This window comes from Vibrio sp. S12_S33, from assembly GCF_963889785.1.
Classification (GTDB): Bacteria; Pseudomonadota; Gammaproteobacteria; order Enterobacterales; family Vibrionaceae; genus Vibrio; species Vibrio aestuarianus.
This window is the reverse complement of record NZ_CAWPQZ010000019.1, coordinates 1-23,903: the sequence shown is the minus strand read 5'-3', so window position 1 is coordinate 23,903 and position 23,903 is coordinate 1. Positions and strand designations below refer to the sequence as shown.

Genomic DNA, 23,903 nt, shown 5'->3' with positions numbered 1-23,903 from the left:
TTATATTTAAAATCATAATGTTATAAGAATATCGAACTATGTCGCTTTTCTTATGGCATCTTGTCGTTAATTTTATAAGTGAAATAAGTGATTAGTCATATAGTGAACCCATCGAAAGGAAACTTCTCCTTTGATATGAATCCAGAGGTGATGTGAGGCTAACTCATATCACTCCGGCAGCAAGCGAAGGCACCTTTGGTGCCCGTGGTATAGTCCCCCCGGCTATACCACGATATTTTTTTATCATCACATCAAAACTTTCTCTTCGAATAAGACAATTCAGTCAACATACTCTTAGGCATATCTATATCTATTTTCAGTCATCATGCTCGCTACAAAACGTTCTTGAGCTCGCTATAGCTTATGGGGTTAGTTTTTTTACTCGTTGTCATCAATAAACTGAGTCGGAGATAAACCAAAGTGATGTTTGAATCTTTGGCTAAAGTAGGAGGGATCATTAAAGCCACAGTCGAAAGCAACTTGAGATATTTTTTCACCAGCTAATAAACGCTGACATGCTTTTTCTAAGCGAACCTCCTTCAAATACTCTTTGAAGGTCTTTCCAGTAACAGCTTTAAAACGTCGTTGAAGGCTTCTCTCTGAAACAAATAAGAGCTTAGCGGCCGATGATGTACTGAATTCAGGGTCGGAATAGTATTGCTGTATCAGCAGTTCAACTTTTTTGAGCCACTCTTTCTCCAGCGGGTCAATCGTTACCTTCTCAGCGGCATCTTCCAGTTCAATGGCTTCAGACTCTTCTGTTAATAAATCCACACTAGGCCAAGACAGCTCTGTCAAGTTTCGCTCTGAAGAAGAAAAAATATGGATTTCACCACCTGAAGATCGCATTAATTGATGTAACCCTTCTTGTTCAAAACCGGAAGTAGAGCCGTCAACGCTTGAGTCCATCATTTGCTCACCACTATCAATAATAACAACAAATAAACGTCTTTCACGCTCATAGCAGTGGATCTGTAATGACTGATTTCGATATAGACGATTAACAGCATTAGACAGTAACATATTGAAAATTAAATCAAAATTAAAGCTTTCAGATTCAACATAAGATTGCTTGAGCTCATTATTTACGACTAATGTGATTTCGGCTTTATCGAATTCATCTCGCCAACTGTCGATTGATGAGTTGAGAATGATCGATAAATCATAAATTTGCTGAGTGGAAGCTTTATCACTTCTCACATTCCGTAATAGCGTAAGTTCTCGTTTCACTTTTTGTGCAAGACGCTCTAAGCGACCAAGTTGATTGAGTTGGGTGCGATAAATCAACTGATCTAGAGTAGGTGAAATTGAATCTAGCATCTGTTCCACAAAAACATGTCGAATTTGTAGCTGCTTACGTAATTGGTGGTTGTTAGTGAGTACAATTTTACTTTGATGGCGTAATTGTTCCGTCTTCAATGCCACTTGTAATTTCAATTCTCGGTTCGCCTTCGCCACCCAATGCGAACGCCATAAAGAGGCTACAGCAACACAGCCCAATACTATAATGCTGTAAAACAATATTGCCCATGATGAAAGATACCACGGCTTAGCAACAACAAATGATAAGCTGTTCATTGTGCTGTTTTGTGGATATTGAGTGTGGTCTCTAACTAAAATTCGGTAGTCACCAGGAAGTAAATGATCCAGCGTTAATTGCGAGCCCTCTAGCGGTTGCCACTGCCCATCACCTTCAATACGAAATTCAAGCGATTGGGTTCGGGCTTCAGGTAAAGAACCAAATAAAAAACTAATCGAGCTACCATATTTCAGTTCTAGAGGGTGAAAACGGCTACGACCAATCATCACTGGCGTATGATCGATACTTATTTGGCTAAAAATAATCGACGTATTTGGGGGGGGAGCCGTAACAAGTTTACCCGGTGAGACCTTAAGCAGACCAAAACGGGAACCAGACAACAACCACGCTTTATTATCAATAATACTTGATGTACAAACCCCACTTTGAAATTCATTATGAATAAGACCGTGAGGTGCAGCATAGTGTTTTTTTATATCGCCTTGTTGGTTATAAAGAGAGATACCATTCGATGAAGTCAGCCATATTCCTTCTTGTGATTCGGCTAAGCATTTAGGGCTGATATTATCCTCGGCCAAAGGGATTGAATTAAATTCATTCCTGTCATGAGAAAGGTTAAACAAACCGTAACTACTCGCAAACCAGATATCCCCATTGCTCCCTTCAAGTATATTGACACTGCGCCCATAACCACTTGTTGGCCGTCGAAAAACGATCTTACCTTGATTTAAGGTATAAACACCATGGTCTGTCCCGATAAACAGACCACGCTGAGTCGCTTTTAATAAGCTCACTTTAGCTGGCAGAAAGGCGTCAACAAACCAATCGATACCGTAATTAGTCAACGTATTAGCACCAACATCATAGGACCACAGTTGGTTCTCATTCGCTCCCCATAATAAACCGTTATTATCAAGGGTTAGATGTAGGATACCTGTCGTGCGTAGATTTAAGGGCAAATGAGAGGATTCCTCCGCCTCGGTTTCTAAGTTATAGACAACAAGACCTTCATGGGTGGCAAGCCATAGCGATGTGTTACTCAGTTGCACAAAATCATTTATTGACAAGTTAAACAAAAGCTTAATCTTGTTCCAATTACTATCGAATTGGTAGAGACCTTGATTGGTTAATACCCAGTAGCCTTTTTTATCTAACCGCGGAACAATTTTCTTAATTTGATTATGAATTAACTGCGGTTGCTGGTTGCGTTCAAAACGAAACCCAAAAAGCGAAAAATAGCGAATTCCTTTATCCGTTGCTATCCAAATACCGCCTTGTAAATCATTGACTAAAGAGTAAATTTGATTACCTGGTAAACCATTGCTGTCTTGATCATTACTTTCCAATTTAACTATATTGTTGGTCAGAAATGAGTAGACGAATAGACCATCTTCAGTGCCAACCCAATATTCGTTGTCGGTTTCGGCCAATGATAATACGTGTGAATATCCAATCCGTTTTGGTTGTTGGGAATTTGGATTTTTTATATCGATAATGAGCGCTCCGTTCAGCGTACCAACGATAAGCTCTCTGTTTTTTGTAGAAAAATAAAGCTTTTCAATAAAATGCTTCTTCGAGCTCAATACATGAGAAAAGCTTTCTCCATCAGATAAATAAACACCAGCATTGGTTGCTAGCACCCACTTTGACAATAGAAATTTAGCATCATTGATTGTCAATTGACTGACTTGGTTGAATTGATACATATCCGACAACGGATAAGTATCAATTCTTTTTGTCTGGATATTATAGGTGTAAAAATGTGCGTCATCGGTTAACCAAATAAAACCGTTAGAAGCACCTATATTTTTTATAACTGAACCAGCTGTAAGGCTAAAAACAAGCTCTCGGTGTTGGGCAGGGTAAGTACGGTAAACTTCATTCTCAACGTAAGACCAAAAAGCATTATCGAAATAAGCAATGTGACCACTGTCTTGTGCCAGTACTGAACCTCGACGAGGGAGGATATTTTGTCCATCAAAGAACACAACTTTACCGTGAACATCGTGTATCCATATTCCCCCTTCATCACCCAAGAATAAGTTTTGGGCCACAAAGACTTTGCCTTGAGCTTGGGTTGGCAAGGGGTAAAAAATCGAAGGGGCTTTGTCCAGAGCTTGGGCATACCACGCCAATAACAGAAGTAGTAAGCACAAAACCTGACTCAAATATTTGGAATACAAAAATGTTCCTTTCAACAGCAGAGCCTTAATCGAGGATACGCCTAATTATTAAACGTTTTTTTGCGACGATAATTATCAACTATTCTAGCTAAACTTATAATTTTTTGAAGTTAAGGCACAAATAAAACAATAATATTTAGTGAAAATGACCACAAGTAAATGCACAACAAACAATACAGCGTGCATCTATTCAGACAAGCAGCCATAAATGCTATTACTCAACTGGTTCAGCAACTCAAAATAGCTGCCACTTTTCACATCTATATCCATACCCAACGGGTCGAGCACACCGCTATTCACTTGGCTACCTCGAGTCACGGTATCGATAACAGCTGGAGTAAACTGTGGCTCTGAAAAAACACATTTAGCTTCATTTTTCGCAAGTGAATTTTTAATGTTGATCAGGGTCTTAGCCCCAGGTTTTCGATCTGGGCTAACGGTAAAGTGACCTATATTATTTAACTGATATTGTTGCTCAAAATATCCATAAGCATCATGAAAAACGTAATAACCTTTATGTTTAACCGAACTCAACTGCTGAACAATATTTCGGTTAGTGATAGCTATTTCATTTAAGAAATTTTCTAAGTTAGCTTGGTATAGCAGCGCATTATCTACATCAGTGCTCTTTAAGCGCTCTGTGATTGCACTAGCGACCTGTTTAGCTTGCTCAACCCCAAGCCAAAAATGAGGATCATGAGTTCCATGGTTATGTCCATCATGGTCATGGTGATCACCAGAGAATTCTCTTAACTTTAGTTCAGGTATTTGACTAATGGTTAAGACGTTATGGTGTGTTTGTAAGGTTTTACTTAAAAATGGCTCTAAATCTTCGCCATACCAAATCACTAAATCGGCTGCTCTTATCTTTTTTACATCAGACGGGCGCATTGCGTAATCATGAGGTGATGTGTTGGAACCAAGTAATACCGTTGGTTCTGTGACGCCTTTAGTCAGTTCAAAGGTGATCATTTGAATCGGTTTAATACTTGTCAAAACGGTATTAGCCCAAACCAGTGGTGATAAGGTAGCTAAGCATAAACAGTAGGCGATTTGACGCAACATGGTAGTTTTTCCATTCGGTATATAGCGTTAAAGAGAGCGAAATGTTACATTATAACACTTCCTAATTGCAAATAAGTTCCATTCATGTCCAGCTTAATTCAACTGCAAGATATTTGCGTAGACTTTAATGATCGTCGTGTTTTAGACAATATCAGCATTAGTCTGGAAAAAGGCAAAATTACAACGTTGATCGGTCCCAATGGTGCAGGTAAATCAACACTCGTCAAAGTTTTATTAGGGCTGCAAAAACAAAACAGCGGTACGATTACTCGGGCAAAAAAACTTAAAATTGGCTATGTTCCACAAAAACTAAAGCTCAATGACTCGTTACCCTTACCAGTTAAAGGTTTTTTAAGCTTGGCGGGCAATTTCAGTAAGCAAGAGTTATTAGATGCGCTGAGACTTGTTGGCGCTGAACATTTACTAAATAACGATATGCACAAGTTATCCGGGGGAGAAACTCAGCGAGTTTTAATTTCTCGCGCCCTTTTACAGCGACCTGCTGTGCTAATTTTGGATGAACCAGCCCAAGGCGTTGATGTTCAAGGCCAGATCGATCTCTATGACCTCATTGATGCTATACGCCACCGCTTTGGTTGCAGTGTGTTTATGGTTTCACACGATTTACATTTAGTGATGGCTAAAACTGATGATGTCATATGCTTACATCATCATATTTGCTGCTCTGGCTCTCCTGCAGCGATCACGCAGCACCCAAGTTACATAGCTCTGTTTGGTACAAGTAACCGTGAAACGCTTGCGTTTTACCACCATCAACATAAGCATCATCACCATGACTTAGCCGGTCAACCAGTAAAGGGCGATGCGACTTGCTGCCCTAATCATTCACACGGTCACCATCATGATTGAATTTCTTCTCCCATCAATACTTGCGGGTATCGGTATTGCCATTCTTGCAGGACCACTAGGTTCTTTCGTTGTTTGGCGTAAGATGGCCTACTTTGGCGATACATTAGCACACGCCTCTTTAATGGGACTGGCGCTTGGCTTTTTATTAGATATAAACCTTTATCTAGCGTTACTCGTTTGCTGCCTTGGTCTTGCCATCATTCTTGTTACGATGCAAAAACAGCAGTTAGTGGCAACTGATACATTACTTGGTATTTTGGCGCACAGCTCATTATCTGTTGGCTTAATTGCCGTGAGTTTTCTCGATAATGTACGCATTGATCTAATGAGTTATCTATTTGGTGACTTGCTCGCGGTTAATATCACAGACCTCATGTTTATTTGGTCAGGTGTCATTGCTGTCTGTATTTTATTATTGATTTTTTGGCGACCATTACTTTCAACCACAGTAAATGAAGAGCTAGCCTTTGTCGAAGGCATCAACGTGGATCTGATGCGACTTATTTTAATGCTGCTGATTGGTGTTGTTATAGCTTTGGGTATGAAATTTGTTGGTGCCTTGATCATGACATCGCTACTGATTATACCTGCAGCAACCGCCAGACGTTTGTCCACCACTCCAGAACAAATGGCTTTCATTGCTTCCGTTATTGGAGCATTAGCTGTACTAGGTGGTTTAACTCTTTCATGGCATTTTGATACACCAGCTGGTCCTTCCGTTGTGATCAGTGCAAGCTGTATGTTTATGTGTAGTCAATTTGTAAAACGCTAAAACCCTTACCTATAAAAATAATAAACCCCAGATTTTATCTGGGGTTTATTGCTCAGTCAGTAGTGAGAGAGCTACCAGCCAGTCACTTCACGAAGTGCTTTACCGATATCTGCCAAACTTTTTACTGTTTTAACGCCAGCCGCTTCAAGAGCAGCAAATTTATCTTCTGCCGTACCTTTACCACCAGAAATAATCGCGCCCGCATGGCCCATACGTTTACCTGGAGGAGCCGTTACACCAGCGATATAAGAAACAACCGGTTTAGTCACATTATCTTGAATAAATGCCGCCGCTTCTTCTTCCGCGGTACCACCAATTTCACCGATCATAACAATCGCTTCAGTTTCCGGATCTTCTTCAAACAGTTTAAGAATATCAATAAAGTTAGAGCCTGGAATTGGGTCACCACCGATACCAACACAGGTTGATTGGCCAAAGCCTTCATCCGTGGTTTGCTTTACTGCTTCATAAGTCAAAGTACCTGATCTAGATACAATACCGACCTTACCTTTCTTATGAATATGGCCTGGCATAATACCAATTTTACATTCATCCGGTGTAATAACACCTGGGCAGTTAGGGCCGATCATACGTACGCCAGATTCGTCCAGACGTACTTTTACATCAAGAAGATCAAGAGTTGGGATGCCTTCCGTGATAGTAACAATCAGTTTGATGCCTGCATCAATCGCTTCTAGGATCGCATCTTTACAAAAAGCAGCGGGAACATAGATAACAGAGGCTGTCGCGCCAGTTATTTCAACAGCTTCACGTACTGTATTAAATACTGGAAGACCTAAATGGGTTTGGCCACCTTTACCAGGAGAAACGCCACCGACCATTTGAGTACCGTAGGCAATCGCTTGTTCTGAGTGGAACGTACCTTGTCCACCAGTAAACCCTTGGCAGATAACTTTTGTATCTTTATTAATTAGTACCGACATTATTTGCCCTCCGCCGCAGCAACTACTTTTTCCGCAGCTTCAGTTAGAGAAGTCGCAGCAATGATGTTTAAACCACTTTCCGCCAGCTTTTGAGAGCCTAGCGGCGCGTTGTTACCTTCAAGGCGCACAACGACAGGAACCGTAACACCCACTTCTTCTACAGCGCCAATGATACCGTCAGCAATCAAGTCACAACGAACGATGCCACCGAAGATATTAACAAGCACGGCTTTAACGTTTGAATCAGAAAGAATGATCTTAAATGCTTCTGTTACACGCTCTTTTGTTGCGCCACCACCAACATCCAAGAAGTTTGCCGGTTTACCGCCATGCAGGTTAACGATGTCCATCGTTCCCATTGCCAGACCGGCGCCATTGACCATACAACCGATGTTGCCTTCAAGGGCGACATAGTTAAGTTCCCACTGAGCTGCATGAGCTTCACGTTCATCTTCTTGCGATGGATCATGCATCTCACGCAATTTCGGCTGGCGGTACATCGCGTTAGAGTCGATGTTAATTTTACCATCGAGACAAAGCAGATTACCTTCAGCGGTAATAACAAGCGGGTTAATCTCAAGCAGGGCAAGGTCATATTGTGCAAACATATTGCCAAGACCCATGAAGATTTTTACAAATTGCTTGATTTGATCACCTTCAAGCCCAAGTTTGAATGCCAGTTCACGGCCTTGGTAAGCCTGCGGTCCTACAAGTGGATCAATCGCGGCTTTATGAATCAGTTCAGGTGTCTCTTCTGCCACTTTTTCAATCTCGACACCACCTTCCGTAGATGCCATGAATACGATACGACGAGATGAACGGTCGACAACCGCTCCAAGGTAAAGTTCGTTCGCTATGTTTGAAGCTTCTTCTACCAAAATTTTAGATACAGGCTGACCATTTGCATCTGTTTGGTAAGTGACAAGATTCTTGCCTAGCCATTTCTGGGCAAAATCTTTAACACCATCTTTGGTGTCATGCAACTCAACGCCGCCCGCTTTACCGCGACCACCAGCGTGTACCTGACATTTGACGACTTTTTTGGCTGTACTAATACGACCCGCAGCTTCAAAAGCTTCTTGTGGCGTATCACAGGCATAACCTTCTGGTACAGGCAAACCGAATTCTGCAAACAGCTGTTTGGCTTGATATTCATGCAAATTCATTATGTTATTCCGTTTGTTTATCCCTTAAGGGATTTATTATTTCCATAAAGCGACAGCCTCTGCTGTGCTGTACGTCTGTAGGGTGCTTCTCAAATTAAGCGAAGGCATTGGTACTCTTGCTTAAATGAAGGCTAAACGTGAGCATGCTTAGCCTTAAGGTTACTGGCGACTGTTACAGACGCCAGTGTTGAAAACTCAACTTAAACGTCTAGTAATAGACGAGCTGGATCTTCAAGTAGTTCTTTGATTGTCACAAGGAAACCAACCGATTCACGTCCATCGATAAGGCGATGATCGTAAGATAGTGCTAGGTACATCATTGGCAAAATTTCCACTTTACCGTCGACAGCCATAGGACGATCTTGGATTTTGTGCATACCAAGAATTGCAGCTTGTGGCGGGTTAATGATTGGCGTCGACATCAACGAGCCAAACACACCGCCATTCGTGATAGTAAAATTACCACCAGTCAATTCTTCAACCGTTAACTTGCCGTCACGACCTTTGATTGCAAGCTCTTTGATGCCTTTTTCAATTTCAGCAAGGCTCAATGTATCACAATCTTTTAAGACTGGCGTCACAAGACCACGTGGTGTAGAAACAGCCATGCTGATATCGAAATAGTTATGATAAACAATTTCTTCACCATCAATAGAAGCATTCACTTCAGGGTAACGCTTGAGCGCTTCAGTCACCGCTTTGACATAAAACGACATAAAGCCAAGACGAATACCATGCTTCTCTTCAAACAAGCCTTGATACTGCTTGCGAAGATCCATGATCGGTTTCATGTTTACTTCGTTGAATGTCGTTAACATCGCGGTGCTATTTTTCGCTTCCAATAAGCGCTCAGCAACACGCTTACGCAAACGAGTCATTGGCACACGTTTTTGACTACGGGCGTCAGCTTGCACTGGAGCAGCTTCAACCATTGGAGCAGCCTTTTTCGCATTAGCCAGATGAGCGTCAATGTCTTCACGAGTGATGCGTCCACCAACCCCTGTACCTTTAACCTGACTAGCTTCCAAACCATGCTCAGCAAGCAAACGACGAACGGCTGGGCTTAAAGCGTCATTGCTCTCTTCGGTTAACGTTGCTTTGTGGCGCTTATCAGGTGAAGGCTCAGTATCACTCGTTGTATCTTTCGTTGGTTCACCAGCGACGGCACCCGGTTTCAACTTAGCTAACAACTGCTTAGAAAGTACTGTTGCACCTTCTTCTTCAACAATGACTTCAAGTACACCAGCTTCAGGAGCGGGAACTTCAAGTACAACTTTATCAGTTTCAATTTCAACAATAACTTCATCACGTTCAACCGCTTCGCCTGGCTTTTTGTGCCATGTTGCTACGGTTGCATCTGCAACTGATTCAGGTAGATCTGGAACCAGAATTTCAATTGTCATATCTGTATCTTCCTTTTACTTCTAGTTCTTTAAGCTAGGGTCAGAGCGTCTTCAACCAACGCTTTTTGTTGTTTCAAGTGTACTGACATATAACCAACCGCTGGTGAAGCAGATGCTGGACGCCCTGCATATTTCAAATCAGCACCTGCTGGAATGGCAGAACGGAAGTTATGTTGGCTACTGTACCAAGCACCTTGGTTTTGTGGCTCTTCTTGGCACCATACGTAATCAACAACATTAGTGTACTGAGCAATGGCTGCTTCCACTTCCTCTTTAGGGAATGGATACAACTGTTCTATCCGTACTATCGCAACATCATCTTGTTCGTTGTTACGACGTTGCTCAAGTAAGTCGTAGTAAACTTTACCTGAACAGAACACCACACGTTTTACTCTAGCTGCATCAAGGTTATCAATTTCACCAATTGCTGGTAAGAATGAACCTTCGGCTAAATCTTCAAGCGTTGATATACATAGCGGATGACGTAGCAAAGATTTCGGCGACATTACAATCAACGGTCGACGCATCGGACGAACCACTTGACGACGTAGCATGTGGTAAACCTGAGCTGGCGTTGATGGAACAATAACCTGCATGTTTTGTTCTGCACATAGCTGCAAGTAACGTTCTAAACGGGCTGATGAGTGCTCTGGACCTTGGCCTTCATAACCATGAGGTAAAAGCATAGTTAAGCCACACAAGCGCGCCCATTTTTGTTCGCCAGAAGAAATAAACTGGTCGATAACAACTTGAGCACCATTAGCAAAGTCACCAAACTGCGCTTCCCAAATCGTTAAGCCGCTTGGTTCTGCTGTTGCATAGCCATACTCAAATGCCAATACCGCTTCTTCAGAAAGAACAGAATCGAGCACTTCAAATGGACCTTGCTTGTCATGAATATTGGCTAAAGGAATATAGGTGCTTGCATCGCTTTGATTATGCAATACCGAATGACGATGGAAGAAAGTACCACGCCCAGAGTCTTGCCCAGAAATACGAATACGCTTGCCATCATCGACCAATGTCGCATAAGCAAGTGTTTCAGCCATCCCCCAGTCCAACGGCTTTTCACCACTTACCATCGCTTGACGATCATTGTATATTTTATCAACACGGCTTTGCAGCTTATGACTTTCTGGGTACTGACAAATTCTGTTACCTAAATCTTTTAAACGCCCCAGATCAATTTTGCTATTCCAAGGCATATCCCATTCATGGCCAATATACGGTGACCAATCAACAGAATGCAACGCCATTGGACGCCACTCTTTCACGACAACTTCGCCATGATCAAGAGCGTCACGATATTCATTGACTAATTGAGTAACCGTTTCTATATCAAATTCACCGCGTTCAATTAACACATCAGCATAAAGCTTACGTGGTGTTGGATGCTTTTTGATCTTTTGGTACATCAAAGGCTGCGTTGCATTAGGTTCATCAGCTTCGTTGTGACCATGGCGTCGGTAACAGACTAAATCAATAACCACATCACGTTTAAACTCATTGCGATAATCAAGCGCAATGCGCGTAACAAAAGCAACGGCTTCAGGGTCATCAGCATTCACATGGAAAATAGGTGCTTGGACCATTTTTGCGATGTCAGTACAGTACATAGTCGAACGCGTATCACGAGGATTCGAAGTCGTAAAACCAACTTGGTTATTAATGACGATACGTACCGTACCACCAACGCAGTAACCACGCGCCAAAGACATATTAAAGGTTTCAGCAACGACACCTTGTCCTGCGACCGCAGAATCTCCATGAATTGAAATCGGTAACACTGCTGAGCCATCATCATCACTTAAGCGATCTTGACGAGCTCTAACAGAACCAATAACAACAGGGTTAACGATCTCAAGGTGAGATGGGTTGAATGCTAGTGCTAAGTGCACATCACCACCTGGAGTGGCAAAATCAGCAGAGAAACCTTGGTGATATTTAACATCACCCGTCCCCCACGTTTCATCATGCTTACCAGCAAATTCATCGAATAAATCTTGAGGTTTTTTACCCAAGACATTGACTAGCATATTCAAACGACCACGGTGAGCCATTCCAATCACAACTTCCCTCATGCCATTATCGCCAGCATGTCGAATCAGTTCTTTCATCATTGGAATTAGCGCATCACCACCTTCGAGTGAGAAACGCTTAGCACCGGGAAATTTCGCACCAAGATAACGCTCAAGCCCTTCAGCCGCTGTAAGTTCTTCAAGGAATACTCGTTTTTCATCTTGAGTAAAGGATGGCTGACCAACCACAGACTCTAAACGCTGCTGAATCCAACGTTTTTGCTCAGTATCTGTCATGTGCATATATTCTGCACCGATAGATCCGCAATAGGTTTTATTCAGAGCTTGATGAATATCTTTCAACTTCATGGTTTCTTGCCCAATAGCAAAAGAACCGACGTTGAAAGTTTCTTCGAGATCATCTTCGTTGAGATTATGAAATGACGGGTCTAATTCAGCAACAGGTGGACGTTGCCAAAGACCGAGGGGATCAAGCTGGGCAGCTTCATGACCGCGGAAGCGGTAAGCATTAATTAGCTGCAAGACTTTTACTTGCTTTGCATCGACATCAGGATCACTAACTTGGACATTGTAATGCTTTGTTTCTTTAGCGAGTCGTCGGAAGTAGTCACGGACACGTGAATGTGGTTGTTCTACCACATTATCAGATTGCGCAGGCAATCCATCAAAAACACGTTTCCACTCCTCACTTACCAGATCGGGATCACTTAGATACAGTTCGTAGAGGTCCTCTACGTAAGTTGCATTGGCGCCAGCCAAGTGTGAAGACTCGAGCCATGCCTTCATCACGCCGTTGTGCATATTTTCCCTTAACCAGTAGTTTTCACGTTTGCTTCGGTCTATGCCGAGCTATTAAAGGCAGGTCCGAAGACCTGCAATTTTATTCATTTTAAACCGAGCGATTAACGAGCATAGATTTGATATGCCCTATTGCTTTCGTCGGGTTTAATCCCTTAGGACAAACACTTACACAATTCATGATGCCATGGCAACGAAAAACGCTAAATGCATCATCAAGATTAGATAAACGTTCATCTGTTGCAGTATCTCGGCTATCAATTAACCAACGATACGCCGCAAGCAAACCAGCAGGGCCGATAAATTTATCCGGGTTCCACCAAAAAGATGGGCACGATGTTGTACAGCATGCACACATAATGCATTCGTACAAACCATCTAGGTGGGCACGTTCGTCTGGTGACTGAAGATTCTCGCGTGCAGGCGGTAAGTTTCCATCCGTCACTAAATATGGCTTAACTTTTTCATAGTTCTCATAGAACTGAGCCATATCGACAATCAGGTCACGTACTACTGGTAAACCAGGCAGAGGACGAATGACAATGGTGTCTTTGTTTAACAACGCCGACAGCGGAGTAATACAAGCCAAACCATTTTTACCATTCATATTCAAACCATCAGAACCACAAACCCCTTCACGGCATGAACGGCGGAAAGCGATGGTTGGATCTTGCTCTTTAAGTAAGATCAACGCATCCAACACCATCATGTCAGAGCCTTCTTCCACTTCCAGCACATAATCCTTCATGTATGGCTTCTGATCGACATCTGGATTGTAGCGGTATATAGAGAATTTCAATTTCATAACAACGCCCTCTCCTTAGTACGTACGTGCTTTAGGTGGAAATGCATCACGGTAAATGGGTTCCATATTTACATTACGCTTCGACATAGTTTCTGTCTCAGGATTGTAAATTGAATGGCACAACCAATTTTGGTCATCACGATCTGGGTAATCGAAACGCGCATGAGCACCACGGCTTTCAGTACGATAGTTGGCAGCAACCGCAGTAGCGAATGCCGTCTCCATTAAGTTTTCTAGCTCTAAACACTCAATACGCTGAGTGTTGAACTCGGTTGACTTATCAGAAAGGTACGCATTATTTAATCGTTCGCGAATGACTTTAAGCTCTTCTAAACCTTTTGCCATCGCTTCACCTTCACGGAATACTGAGAAGTTATTCTGCATACATTGTTGAAGATCTTTACGAATTTGTGCAGGGTCTTCACCACCAGTACTATTTTCCCAACGATTATAGCGTTCAAGAGATTTTTGAATATCAGCTTCAGTAGCAGGTTTTGCGTCAGCTTGTTTCTTAAGCGTTTCACCTAAATGTAAGCCTGTCGCTCGACCAAAGACCACTAAATCAAGTAACGAGTTACCACCCAAACGGTTCGCACCATGAACAGAAACAGAAGCAATCTCGCCACACGCAAACAGACCTTGAACTTCTACATCTGCACCATTAACGTCTTGTTTGATAGCTTGACCTGACACTTGAGTCGGAACCCCCCCCATCATGTAATGACAAGTTGGGATGACTGGGATTGGTTCTTTGACCGGATCAACGTGAGCAAAAGTGCGTGATAATTCACAAACACCAGGTAAGCGAGACTCTAAGGTTTCTTTGCCTAAGTGATCGAGTTTCAATTTGATGTGTGGTCCCCATGGGCCATCGCAACCACGACCTTCACGGATCTCAATCATCATTGAACGAGCAACAACATCACGACCAGCCAAATCTTTAGCATTTGGTGCGTAACGTTCCATAAAACGTTCACCATCTTTATTTAGCAGGTAACCACCCTCACCACGGCAGCCTTCAGTTACAAGTACACCTGCGCCTGCGATACCTGTCGGGTGGAATTGCCACATTTCAATATCTTGCATTGGAACGCCAGCACGGATCGCCATACCCACGCCGTCACCGGTGTTGATGTGCGCGTTAGTTGTTGACGCATAAATACGGCCAGCACCGCCTGTCGCAAGGACTGTCGCTTTTGCTTTAAAGTAGCAAACTTCGCCCGTTTCCATACACAGTGCTGTACAGCCAAGCACTGCACCATCTTCATTTTTCACCAAATCAAGGGCGTACCATTCAGAGAAAATGGTCGTTTTATGTTTGATATTTTGTTGGTATAGAGTATGGAGCAAAGCGTGACCAGTACGGTCAGCCGCAGCGGCAGTACGAGCCGCTTGTTCACCACCGAAATTCTTCGACTGGCCACCAAACGGACGTTGATAAATAGTACCATTATCAAAACGAGAAAAAGGTAGTCCCATTTTCTCAAGTTCGATAACTGATTCTGGACCATTTTTACACATGTATTCGATAGCGTCTTGGTCTCCGATATAATCCGAGCCTTTCACTGTATCGTACATATGTTGTTCCCAGTGATCTTCATGCGCATTACCTAGCGCTACAGTAATGCCACCTTGAGCTGATACCGTATGAGAACGAGTTGGGAAAACTTTTGACAGCAAAGCACATGATAGGCCTTGCTCTGAAATTTGCAGTGCAGCACGCATGCCAGCACCACCTGCACCGATTACAACGGCATCAAATTCACGAACTGGAATAGTCACTTACGCACCCCACAATACAAATAAGCCAGAGAAGAAGTATCCAAATAGCACGGCGATAACCACAAGCTGCAAACCACCGCGTAACTTAGAACACTTGATATAATCCGTTAGTACTTGCCATAGGCCTATCCAGCCATGAATTAGGACTGAGACTAACGCTAGCATTGTGAAGACTTTAGTAAATGTACCACCAAAGAACTGCGTCCAAGAGACGTAAGAAATATCTCCTGAGAAAGCACAAAAGCTCACTAGGTAGACAGTATAAAGCGTCATGATGATCGCAGAGGCACGGATGAGTAAGTAATCATGCACCCCGTTGCGACCAACTGAAGAAACGTGTTTTACCATACCAAAACCCCCGCTAAAACTGATAACACTGCGGTTACGATAAACGTAACTTTTGCACTCATTGCACCAGACTCTAGCTCTTCAAAATGGCCGAGGTCCATCAGCAAATGGCGAATACCACCAGCAATGTGGTATGACAGTGCAGTTAATATTCCCCACAAGATAAATTTCACAAAAAAGCCGTTAACAATGTTGCTGGCTTCCATAAAACCTACAGGGGAGGCTAACGAGAGGGAGAGTAACCACAACAAAATTCCGACTGCAACAAACATGATCACCCCAGACACACGATGTAGGATAGATGCGATTGCGCTGATCGGAAAGTGGATGGTCTGTAAATCTAAATTAACAGGTCTTGACTTTCTTTCTTTCACGGGCTTGCTCACTCAGCTCCATTGAGCATTTATAGTTATAGATGAAATTTGGTTCCAAACCCACAAAAGTTAACATTAATTTAACAACAAACCGAAAAATTAGCGCGGTTAAATGTAAAAATATTGTTAACAACAAGACTAAGCACACTACCTCACAATTGTTTTTAGCCTTGAATTTATAAGGTTTTCACCAAAATTTGCAGTGCCACTATACGGCTGGCAACATTCTAATACAATTGATGTAACAATTTTTGCTACACAGAACAGATTTTTAACTTTATATGTCCAAAAAATCTAAACAAGTGCACACATCAGAGGAGAAAAATTGACTTTAACCCCGAACACACGTAAAAAAATGTCACACAAACATCCTGGACGGATTAAATAATAAACAAAGGAGATTGTTATGGCAGATAAGAAAGCTACCCTTCATATCGAAGGCAAAGCGCCAATCGAACTGCCGATTATGGATGGGACAGTAGGTCCTCAAGTAATCGACGTTCGCAAACTGGGGTCCAACGGATACTTCACTTTTGATCCTGGTTTCCTTGCCACTGCATCTTGTGAATCTCAAATCACTTATATTGATGGTGGTAAAGGGGTGTTATTGCACCGTGGTTTCCCTATCGATCAGTTAGCCAATAACGCCGATTACTTAGAAGTTTGTTACATTCTTCTTTATGGTGAAGCTCCAAATCGTGAACAATACGAAGAGTTTAAAAAGATCGTTACTCGCCATACGATGGTTCATGAACAAATTGCGAGTTTCTTTCACGGTTTCCGCCGTGACGCTCACCCAATGGCTGTTATGTGCGGTGTGGTTGGAGCGCTTGCGGCGTTCTACCACGATTCACTCGACATTAATAATGATACACACCGTGAGATAGCGGCTTACCGCCTGCTTTCTAAAATGCCAACACTTGCAGCCATGTGTTACAAGTACTCAACTGGTCAACCGTTTATTTACCCACGGAATGATCTAAACTATGCGGAAAACTTCCTGCACATGATGTTTGCAACACCATGTGAAGAATATGAAGTCAACCCTGTAGTGGCTCGTGCGATGGATAAAATTTTTACCCTGCACGCTGATCACGAGCAAAATGCGTCTACATCGACCGTACGTCTAGCGGGTTCTTCAGGTGCTAACCCATTTGCGTGTATTGCCGCTGGTATTGCTTCTTTATGGGGACCAGCTCATGGTGGTGCAAACGAAGCTTGTTTGCGCATGCTTGAAGAGATTGGCAGCGTAGATAACATTCCTGAGTATGTGGTGAGAGCAAAAGATAAGGATGATCCATTCCGCTTAATGGGCTTTGGTCACCGAGTGTATAAAAACTATGATCCACGAGCGACGGTAATGCGTGAAGCTTGTCATGAAGTTCTAAAAGAGTTGAACATCCAAGACCCATTATTGGATGTGGCGATGGAGCTTGAACGCATCGCACTTTCTGACGAATATTTTGTTGAGAAAAAACTCTACCCGAACGTTGATTTCTACTCAGGCATTATCCTAAAAGCTATCGGTATCCCAGTTTCTATGTTTACCGTTATCTTCGCCATGTCTCGTACTATTGGTTGGATTGCACACTGGAACGAAATGCACAGCGACCCTGACAATAAAATTGGCCGTCCTCGCCAACTTTACACAGGTCAAAAAATGCGTGATTTCAAACCATTGCACGAACGCGAATAACAAACCTAGTCAATATGGCTTAATTGAAAAGAGCGAGTATCCACTCGCTCTTTTTTATTTTATGCAACCACGCAACAAGCTGACTACACGGGATTATCGATATCGATAAACTCAACCTCAAAACCATATTCTCTCGCTAACCATTCTCCTAAAGCCTTAACACCATAACGCTCTGTTGCATGATGCCCGGCTGAAAAATAATGAATACCCTGCTCTCTTGCTAAATAGGTAGTTCGTTCTGATATTTCACCAGAAATAAATGCATCAAGTCCCTGTTGAACCGCAAGTTCGATGTAATCTTGCCCACCGCCCGTACACCAACCAACGGTTTCAATCATTTGCTCCGTCTGTGCTGGCGCGATATGCAAAGGCTGACGATTCAAAACTTGGTTGATTTTGGCTGCAAACTCAACACCTGACATCGGTTTGTTAAGACGCCCAAACATCGCAACAGATTGAGGGTGCCCTTCCATTCCACCTTCAACTTCAATGTCGAGCAAACGTGCAAGCTCGGCGTTATTTCCTAACTCTGGATGGATATCTAATGGTAAGTGGTAACCAAACAGGTTGATATCGTTTTTAATTAAAGTTCGGATACGTTTGCCCTTCATGCCTCGAATCGGTTCAGATTCACCTTTCCAAAAATAGCCATGGTGTACCAGTAAAGCATCGGCTTTAAGTTCAACAGCCTTGTCAATAAGTGCTTGAGAAGCGGTAACACCCGTAACAATCTTTTTGATTTCAGATCGACCCTCGACTTGTAATCCATTCGGGCAATAGTCTTTAATTAACTGAGGAGTAAGCTTTTGATTGATTAAAGCTTCAAGTTGTAAATTATCCATTATTCATCCCAAGATTGTATTTTTAACTAGCGTGGTTATAACAATTCCGAGCTAAGATGTCGAAAAATGAAGAAGGGAAATATCAATGAAGATGGACCTAAACTCACTGGCAAACTGGGTATCGACCACCCCTGCATTGTTTCATCACAAAGGTGTTGTTGCCGCGCAGCATCCATTCACGCAGGACATTCCGCAGCTTAAAGAGGGTTATGCTGGTAACCCAAGATTAGGCTTTATCTATCAGCATCTATGCTCTCTACTATTTAAACTCGACCCAACCTATTCAGCCGTTTCTGAGGAAATTCAGTTAAATGATGCAGGAACAACACTGGGGTCACTTGATTTCGTTGTAAAAAATAAACGGCAGCAACGCTATGAACATTGGGAAGTGGCGGTTAAATTTTACCTTCTCCATCAAGGGCTCTGGTATGGACCAAACTCACAAGATCGTCTTGATATAAAGCTCGACCATATGCTCCACCAGCAACTAACTCTATCTCAATCTGAATCGTTTCAAACCACCTACCCACTTTGGCGTAATATCAGCCGCCACTTGTTAATGCAAGGCCGTTTGTATACCAACCCCTTTGCCAACGAAACCATTCCAGCACAATGTTTAGGTTACTCAATTAATTCGTCACAAATTGCCGGGTATTGGTGCTATCAAAGCCAAGCAGAGCAAATAAACGAAACGCTATTCTTACTTGACAAGCCACAATGGATAAGTGGAAAAAGTACCACAAGCCCAGTGTTTACCTCAGCCCCAGAACACGGTTTTGTTCATTGCCAAAGTGAAAGTGGTCGATTTTGGTTTATCGTGCCAGATCAATGGCCACATCAAAGCGTTTAAATCATATATAACCGTTTTGATATCGGTTACAAACCTAGCTCAAAACAGAACGGGCGACCCATAAGGTCGCCCGTTTTCATTAATGATTTATATTATAAGCCTGCGTCAGCAAATACTTGATTAACGATATCCTGAGCTTCAGATTCAATCTGTTTCAAGTGTTCTTCGCCTTTAAAGCTTTCACAGTAAATTTTGTATATATCTTCCGTACCTGAAGGACGAGCGGCAAACCAACCAAAATCGGTCGTCACTTTAAGACCACCGATTGCCGCGCCATTACCCGGAGCATGCGTCAAACGAGCAGTAATTACGTCACCTGCTAATGTTTGCGCTGAGACCATTTCTGGTGATAGTTTGCTAAGTACTGCTTTTTGAGGGCCATTAGCGACAGCTTGGATACGGCTGTACTTTGATTCACCGTGTTTTGCAGCAAGCTCTTCATAATACTGTTGAGGATTTTTACCTGTCACTGCGGTGATCTCTGCAGCCAGTAAACAAAGAATGATGCCATCTTTATCTGTTGACCATGGCGTGCCATCTTTACGTAGGAACGATGCCCCCGCACTTTCTTCACCGCCAAAACCAAATTGACCGCTGTATAAGCCATCAACAAACCATTTAAAGCCGACGGGCACTTCACACAATTCTCGGCCAAGGTCAGCGACAACACGATCAATAAGAGCACTTGATACTAAGGTTTTGCCGACGGCAACGTCTTGACGCCATTGCTGACGATGACGATATAGGTAGTCAATACATACCGCTAAGAAATGGTTTGGGTTCATTAAACCTTTCGGTGTCACAATACCATGACGGTCATAATCAGGATCATTACCAAAAGCTAAGTCATACTCGTCTTTTAGTGCCAGCAGCCCTGCCATAGCATAAGGTGAAGAACAGTCCATACGCACCACGCCATCTTTATCTAATGACATAAATTGGAAAGTAGGATCAACCGCCTCGCTGACTAACGTTAAGTTCAGCTTGTAAGCTTTACCAATTTGACGCCAATAATCGATACCACTGCCGCCTAATGGATCAACGCCCAGCTTAAGATTGGCTTTTTGGATAGCTTGCATATCAATAACATTGACTAAGTCATCAATATACGGTTTGACGAGATCAACCTGTTTAAATAGTGGTGACTGTTTGGCTTGCGTAATCGCTACGCGTTTAACACCTTGCATACCCTCAGCAATAATTACATTCGCTCGGTCTTCTATCGCTTGCGTTAGTTCACCTTCGGCTGGGCCTCCGTGTGTTGGATTGTACTTAATTCCACCGTCTTGTGGTGGATTGTGCGATGGTGTAATAACAATACCATCGGCTTTCTGTTGATGAGTTAAGTTATAAGTCAGAATCGCGTGTGAGATGCCTGGCGTTGGTGTATAGCCATTATTCTCTTGGACAATGACTTCAATACCATTGCCAATCAGTACTTCAACAACGCTAGAAAATGCAGGTTCTGATAGCGCGTGCGTGTCTTTACCGACGAAAATAGGGCCTTGAGTTCCTTGTTCTGCACGTACTTCAGCCAATGCCTGAGTAATCGCTAAGATATGATTTTCGTTGAAGGTTGATTTATCTGCACTACCGCGATGACCTGACGTACCGAACTGTACTTTATGCTCGGGGCAAGCTGGATCGGGTTGAAGTAAGAAATAGTTTGCGACAAGCGCAGAGATATTATGTAGATCTTCCTGAAGCGCTTTCTGTCCTGCGCGTGGGTGCATAGCCATTTTGACATCCTTTCTTGAAATAACGACGAAACAAAAAGCCTCATAATACGAAATTTATTTCTCGCAGTATGAGGCTTAAATCAGATTTTTATCTTTGAATAACAAGCTAAAGAAAATGTTAGATAGCGTTTGTTACTTTCTCAATGATGTCTGACGGGAAATTCATCAGCGCCATCAATTGCTCAATCATCTGCTGTTTACGGCTGGTATTATTGTTAGTGATCACCCAAAACGGCGTATTTGGAATCGATTTTGGTTTCGTTGTTTGACCACTTTCAAGTAAGGTTTGCTCATTATCTGCAAAGTAAACGCGTTTACGCCCTTTGTTCACTAACGTCGCTTCGGAAAAACTTGCAGGATCAATGCGGTATAAAGTTGAAAGCACCAACATAAAGCGATCAATCGCTTTTTTCAGACCCGCAAATTCATCAGAAATCAGCAAAGAACGCATCTCTTTTACGCTATCAATCTGTGTATCTCGAACGGCATCTTTACTCACAATAATGCCTTTAGGTTCAACGTTTACTTGTGTCATTACCGTTGCAGCAGAAACCTTACCATCAACGTTCAGCAAGCGACGCAAAATGTCAGACGCGCTTTCACCAATATGCTGGGTTTGACTTGCAATGTAACGGTATAGATCCTCATCAACCTCAATTGTTTTCATTCGCTTTTCACAATCTCAATGTTTAAACTCTGAGAGATTATAGCGAGATCTTCACTGATACTCTACGTTAAACCAATCACTAATAAGATAAAATGTCAGCACTTCTTAATTATAAACTCGAAGGTGAAGGTCACACCGTTGTTTTGATCCATGGGTTATTTGGTAATCTCGACAACTTAGGCTTACTCGCCCGAGATCTTAAAACTGACCATCAAGTCCTGAGTATTGACTTGCGCAACCACGGTCAATCATTCCATTCACAGCAGCATGATTACGCCAGTATGGCGCAGGATGTCGCCAATCTACTTGAGTATCTAGCCGTTGACTCAGCGATAGTCATCGGACATTCAATGGGCGGTAAAGTCGCCATGAAACTGACTGAATTTGCACCGAATAAAATGAACAAGCTTATTGTTTTAGATATGGCACCGGTAAGCTATAGCCAACGGCGACATGACAATGTGCTTGCAGGGCTTAAGGCGGTTATCGACCAGCAACCGACCTCTCGCGCGCAAGTAATGTCGATTCTAGCCGAGCATATTGAACTCGAAGGTGTACGCCAGTTTTTGAGTAAATCAATCGTAAAACGTGATGATAACGTCATGGAATGGCGTTTCAATGTTGCAAGTATTGAAAACAATTATTGGCATATTTTAGAGTGGCAGACTATTCCGACTACCAACATTCCAACGCTATTTATTAAAGGCAGTGAGTCAGATTATTTAATGACTGAACATCAACCCTTGATTCAGCAACAATTTAGCCAAGCTAAAGCTCATATCATTGCCAATACTGGCCACTGGTTACATGCTGAAAAGCCCGTAGAAGTGTTGCGGGCTATCCGCAAGTTCACTTATTAAATCACCGCTTGTTGTTGAAACAAGTGTGAAATAGGTACTCATGCACGCATTAACTTTGACGAATAACAGTGGTATAGTGCGCGCAAGCAAATTGGCATAAAGGATTCCCATGCTGTACGACTACATGAACATGCTTGAGTCGATTGGACTCGATCTTCTTTTTGCGGCTATATTCTTTCTTATTGGTATGGCGATCAAAGATGTCCTTAAGCAGGGCAATGTTCCACCATTTGGACGTCGTATTGTATGGCTAGTTCTGTTTTTAGGGTGTGCTGGCTTTATCACTAAAGGGCTAATCCAACTCAGTTGGGAAGGCACTGGTCTTGGGTAAAGAGCAGGTTCATCCGCCAGAAAATGACAAATTAAAGGTAATGATTCTATGGCAAGTGTAGGTCTCTTCTTTGGTAGCGATACAGGCAATACTGAAGCGGTTGCGAAGATGATTCAAAAGCAACTGGGTAAGCAGCTCGTTCACGTTCAAGATATTGCTAAAAGTAGCAAAGAAGATATTGATAATTTCGATTTGTTGCTTCTTGGTATTCCGACTTGGTACTACGGTGAAGCACAGTGTGACTGGGATGACTTTTTCCCTGAATTAGAAGCGATCGACTTCTCAACCAAGCTGGTTGCTATTTTCGGTTGTGGTGACCAAGAAGATTACGCAGAGTATTTCTGCGATGCAATGGGTACCGTTCGCGACATTATCGAAAGTAAAGGCGCAACCATCATTGGCCATTGGCCAACCGAAGGTTACGAATTTGAAGCATCGAAAGCATTAGTAGCCGGTGATAACGATCACTTTGTCGGTCTGTGTATTGATGAAGACCGTCAGCCTGAGTTGACCGACCAACGGGTCAATAGCTGGGTTAAGCAAATTTACGATGAAATGTGCTTAGCTGAGCTGGAAGACTAAAAAAAAGCCCCCCTGCAAACGCTGGGGGGCTTTTTTGTATCAACCAATTAAATACTTAACCTGAGATCGGTTTAAGCCATCGCCATTAATCCTGATTTTTCAGTGGTTGTTATGTTCAATGATGGCTTTTCTGGTTTTAGGCAGTACGCAATTAACCCACCAAGTAAGTTCAACATGAATCCATGCAGACTCCTGTGTCTAGAATGCTCTATCTGAGAAATATTCTTTAGTTGGTCGTTGATGGTTT

Annotated in this window: 20 protein-coding genes and 1 pseudogene; 7 read left to right on the top strand and 14 right to left on the bottom strand. The window is 42.6% G+C overall.

Annotated features, from left to right (window positions below):
• Nucleotides 1-378: 378 nt before the first annotated feature.
• Nucleotides 379-3,738 (bottom strand): helix-turn-helix domain-containing protein, encoded by a 3,360-nt coding sequence (locus tag AACW06_RS10590; protein WP_443263272.1) that lies wholly within the window; start codon nucleotides 3,736-3,738, stop codon nucleotides 379-381.
• A 171-nt stretch (nucleotides 3,739-3,909) separates the two neighbouring features.
• Nucleotides 3,910-4,788, bottom strand: a complete 879-nt coding sequence (gene znuA / locus AACW06_RS10585; protein ID WP_192075027.1) for a zinc ABC transporter substrate-binding protein ZnuA — start codon at nucleotides 4,786-4,788, stop codon at nucleotides 3,910-3,912.
• Between the two features lie 84 nt (nucleotides 4,789-4,872).
• On the opposite strand from znuA, the gene znuC reads away from it, so the two are divergent.
• Nucleotides 4,873-5,658, top strand: coding sequence for a zinc ABC transporter ATP-binding protein ZnuC (znuC, locus tag AACW06_RS10580; protein ID WP_192075026.1), 786 nt, complete (start codon nucleotides 4,873-4,875; stop codon nucleotides 5,656-5,658).
• A complete protein-coding gene (gene znuB / locus AACW06_RS10575) occupies nucleotides 5,651-6,430 on the top strand; it encodes a zinc ABC transporter permease subunit ZnuB (RefSeq protein ID WP_192075025.1) in 780 nt (259 codons plus the stop codon). Before znuC ends, znuB begins: the two co-directional genes overlap by 8 nt.
• 71 nt (nucleotides 6,431-6,501) lie before the next feature.
• On the opposite strand, the gene sucD is transcribed toward znuB, so the two are convergent.
• The 8 genes from sucD to sdhC form a co-directional block, all read right to left on the bottom strand.
• Nucleotides 6,502-7,374 carry a succinate--CoA ligase subunit alpha gene (sucD, locus tag AACW06_RS10570; protein ID WP_192075024.1) on the bottom strand — a complete coding sequence of 291 codons (873 nt, stop codon included), beginning with the start codon at nucleotides 7,372-7,374 and terminating at the stop codon, nucleotides 6,502-6,504.
• Nucleotides 7,374-8,540, bottom strand: a complete 1,167-nt coding sequence (gene sucC / locus AACW06_RS10565) for an ADP-forming succinate--CoA ligase subunit beta (protein WP_053311817.1) — start codon at nucleotides 8,538-8,540, stop codon at nucleotides 7,374-7,376. Before sucC ends, sucD begins: the two co-directional genes overlap by 1 nt.
• Nucleotides 8,541-8,740: 200 nt before the next feature.
• Complete coding sequence (gene odhB / locus AACW06_RS10560) at nucleotides 8,741-9,943, bottom strand: 2-oxoglutarate dehydrogenase complex dihydrolipoyllysine-residue succinyltransferase (protein ID WP_192075023.1); 1,203 nt, start codon at nucleotides 9,941-9,943, stop codon at nucleotides 8,741-8,743.
• Nucleotides 9,944-9,972: 29 nt separating this feature from the next.
• Complete coding sequence (sucA, locus tag AACW06_RS10555; protein WP_192075022.1) at nucleotides 9,973-12,783, bottom strand: 2-oxoglutarate dehydrogenase E1 component; 2,811 nt, start codon at nucleotides 12,781-12,783, stop codon at nucleotides 9,973-9,975.
• 88 nt (nucleotides 12,784-12,871) lie between these two features.
• Nucleotides 12,872-13,585: a succinate dehydrogenase iron-sulfur subunit gene (locus tag AACW06_RS10550; protein WP_053311820.1), complete on the bottom strand. Its 714-nt coding sequence runs from the start codon at nucleotides 13,583-13,585 to the stop codon at nucleotides 12,872-12,874.
• A gap of 15 nt (nucleotides 13,586-13,600) precedes the next feature.
• Entirely contained in the window at nucleotides 13,601-15,367 is a 1,767-nt protein-coding gene (gene sdhA / locus AACW06_RS10545; protein WP_192075021.1) for a succinate dehydrogenase flavoprotein subunit, read from the bottom strand.
• Nucleotides 15,368-15,715, bottom strand: coding sequence for a succinate dehydrogenase, hydrophobic membrane anchor protein (gene sdhD / locus AACW06_RS10540; protein ID WP_168521481.1), 348 nt, complete (start codon nucleotides 15,713-15,715; stop codon nucleotides 15,368-15,370).
• Nucleotides 15,709-16,101: a succinate dehydrogenase cytochrome b556 subunit gene (gene sdhC, locus AACW06_RS10535; RefSeq protein ID WP_053311823.1), complete on the bottom strand. Its 393-nt coding sequence runs from the start codon at nucleotides 16,099-16,101 to the stop codon at nucleotides 15,709-15,711. The genes sdhD and sdhC overlap by 7 nt, the downstream gene beginning before the upstream one ends.
• 394 nt (nucleotides 16,102-16,495) lie before the next feature.
• On the opposite strand from sdhC, the gene AACW06_RS10530 reads away from it, so the two are divergent.
• The gene (locus AACW06_RS10530) at nucleotides 16,496-17,785 is read left to right on the top strand and encodes a citrate synthase (protein ID WP_053311824.1); all 1,290 of its coding nucleotides are present in this window, start codon (nucleotides 16,496-16,498) and stop codon (nucleotides 17,783-17,785) included.
• An 83-nt stretch (nucleotides 17,786-17,868) separates the two neighbouring features.
• Here AACW06_RS10530 and AACW06_RS10525 read toward each other — a convergent pair whose 3' ends face one another.
• Nucleotides 17,869-18,627: a Nif3-like dinuclear metal center hexameric protein gene (locus tag AACW06_RS10525; RefSeq protein WP_192075020.1), complete on the bottom strand. Its 759-nt coding sequence runs from the start codon at nucleotides 18,625-18,627 to the stop codon at nucleotides 17,869-17,871.
• Nucleotides 18,628-18,712: 85 nt separating this feature from the next.
• Here AACW06_RS10525 and AACW06_RS10520 point away from each other — a divergent pair, with 85 nt between their 5' ends.
• Complete coding sequence (locus AACW06_RS10520) at nucleotides 18,713-19,477, top strand: DUF1853 family protein (RefSeq protein ID WP_192075019.1); 765 nt, start codon at nucleotides 18,713-18,715, stop codon at nucleotides 19,475-19,477.
• Nucleotides 19,478-19,569: 92 nt separating this feature from the next.
• On the opposite strand, the gene pgm is transcribed toward AACW06_RS10520, so the two are convergent.
• Both pgm and seqA read right to left on the bottom strand, forming a co-directional pair.
• A complete protein-coding gene (gene pgm / locus AACW06_RS10515) occupies nucleotides 19,570-21,216 on the bottom strand; it encodes a phosphoglucomutase (alpha-D-glucose-1,6-bisphosphate-dependent) (RefSeq protein WP_192075018.1) in 1,647 nt (548 codons plus the stop codon).
• Nucleotides 21,217-21,334: 118 nt separating this feature from the next.
• Nucleotides 21,335-21,883 (bottom strand): replication initiation negative regulator SeqA, encoded by a 549-nt coding sequence (gene seqA / locus AACW06_RS10510; RefSeq protein WP_192075017.1) that lies wholly within the window; start codon nucleotides 21,881-21,883, stop codon nucleotides 21,335-21,337.
• 92 nt (nucleotides 21,884-21,975) lie between these two features.
• Between seqA and AACW06_RS10505 the strand changes: the two genes are divergently transcribed.
• The 3 genes from AACW06_RS10505 (at nucleotide 21,976) to fldA (ending at nucleotide 23,656) form a co-directional block, all read left to right on the top strand.
• On the top strand, nucleotides 21,976-22,743 hold the full coding sequence (locus tag AACW06_RS10505; RefSeq protein ID WP_192075016.1) for an alpha/beta fold hydrolase: 768 nt from the start codon (nucleotides 21,976-21,978) through the stop codon (nucleotides 22,741-22,743).
• Nucleotides 22,744-22,852: 109 nt separating this feature from the next.
• On the top strand, nucleotides 22,853-23,074 hold the full coding sequence (locus AACW06_RS10500; RefSeq protein ID WP_053311830.1) for a DUF2788 domain-containing protein: 222 nt from the start codon (nucleotides 22,853-22,855) through the stop codon (nucleotides 23,072-23,074).
• A gap of 48 nt (nucleotides 23,075-23,122) precedes the next feature.
• Entirely contained in the window at nucleotides 23,123-23,656 is a 534-nt protein-coding gene (gene fldA / locus AACW06_RS10495) for a flavodoxin FldA (protein ID WP_053311831.1), read from the top strand.
• 71 nt (nucleotides 23,657-23,727) lie between these two features.
• Here fldA and AACW06_RS10490 read toward each other — a convergent pair.
• Nucleotides 23,728-23,903: pseudogene (locus AACW06_RS10490) on the bottom strand (IS982 family transposase); the annotation flags it as partial.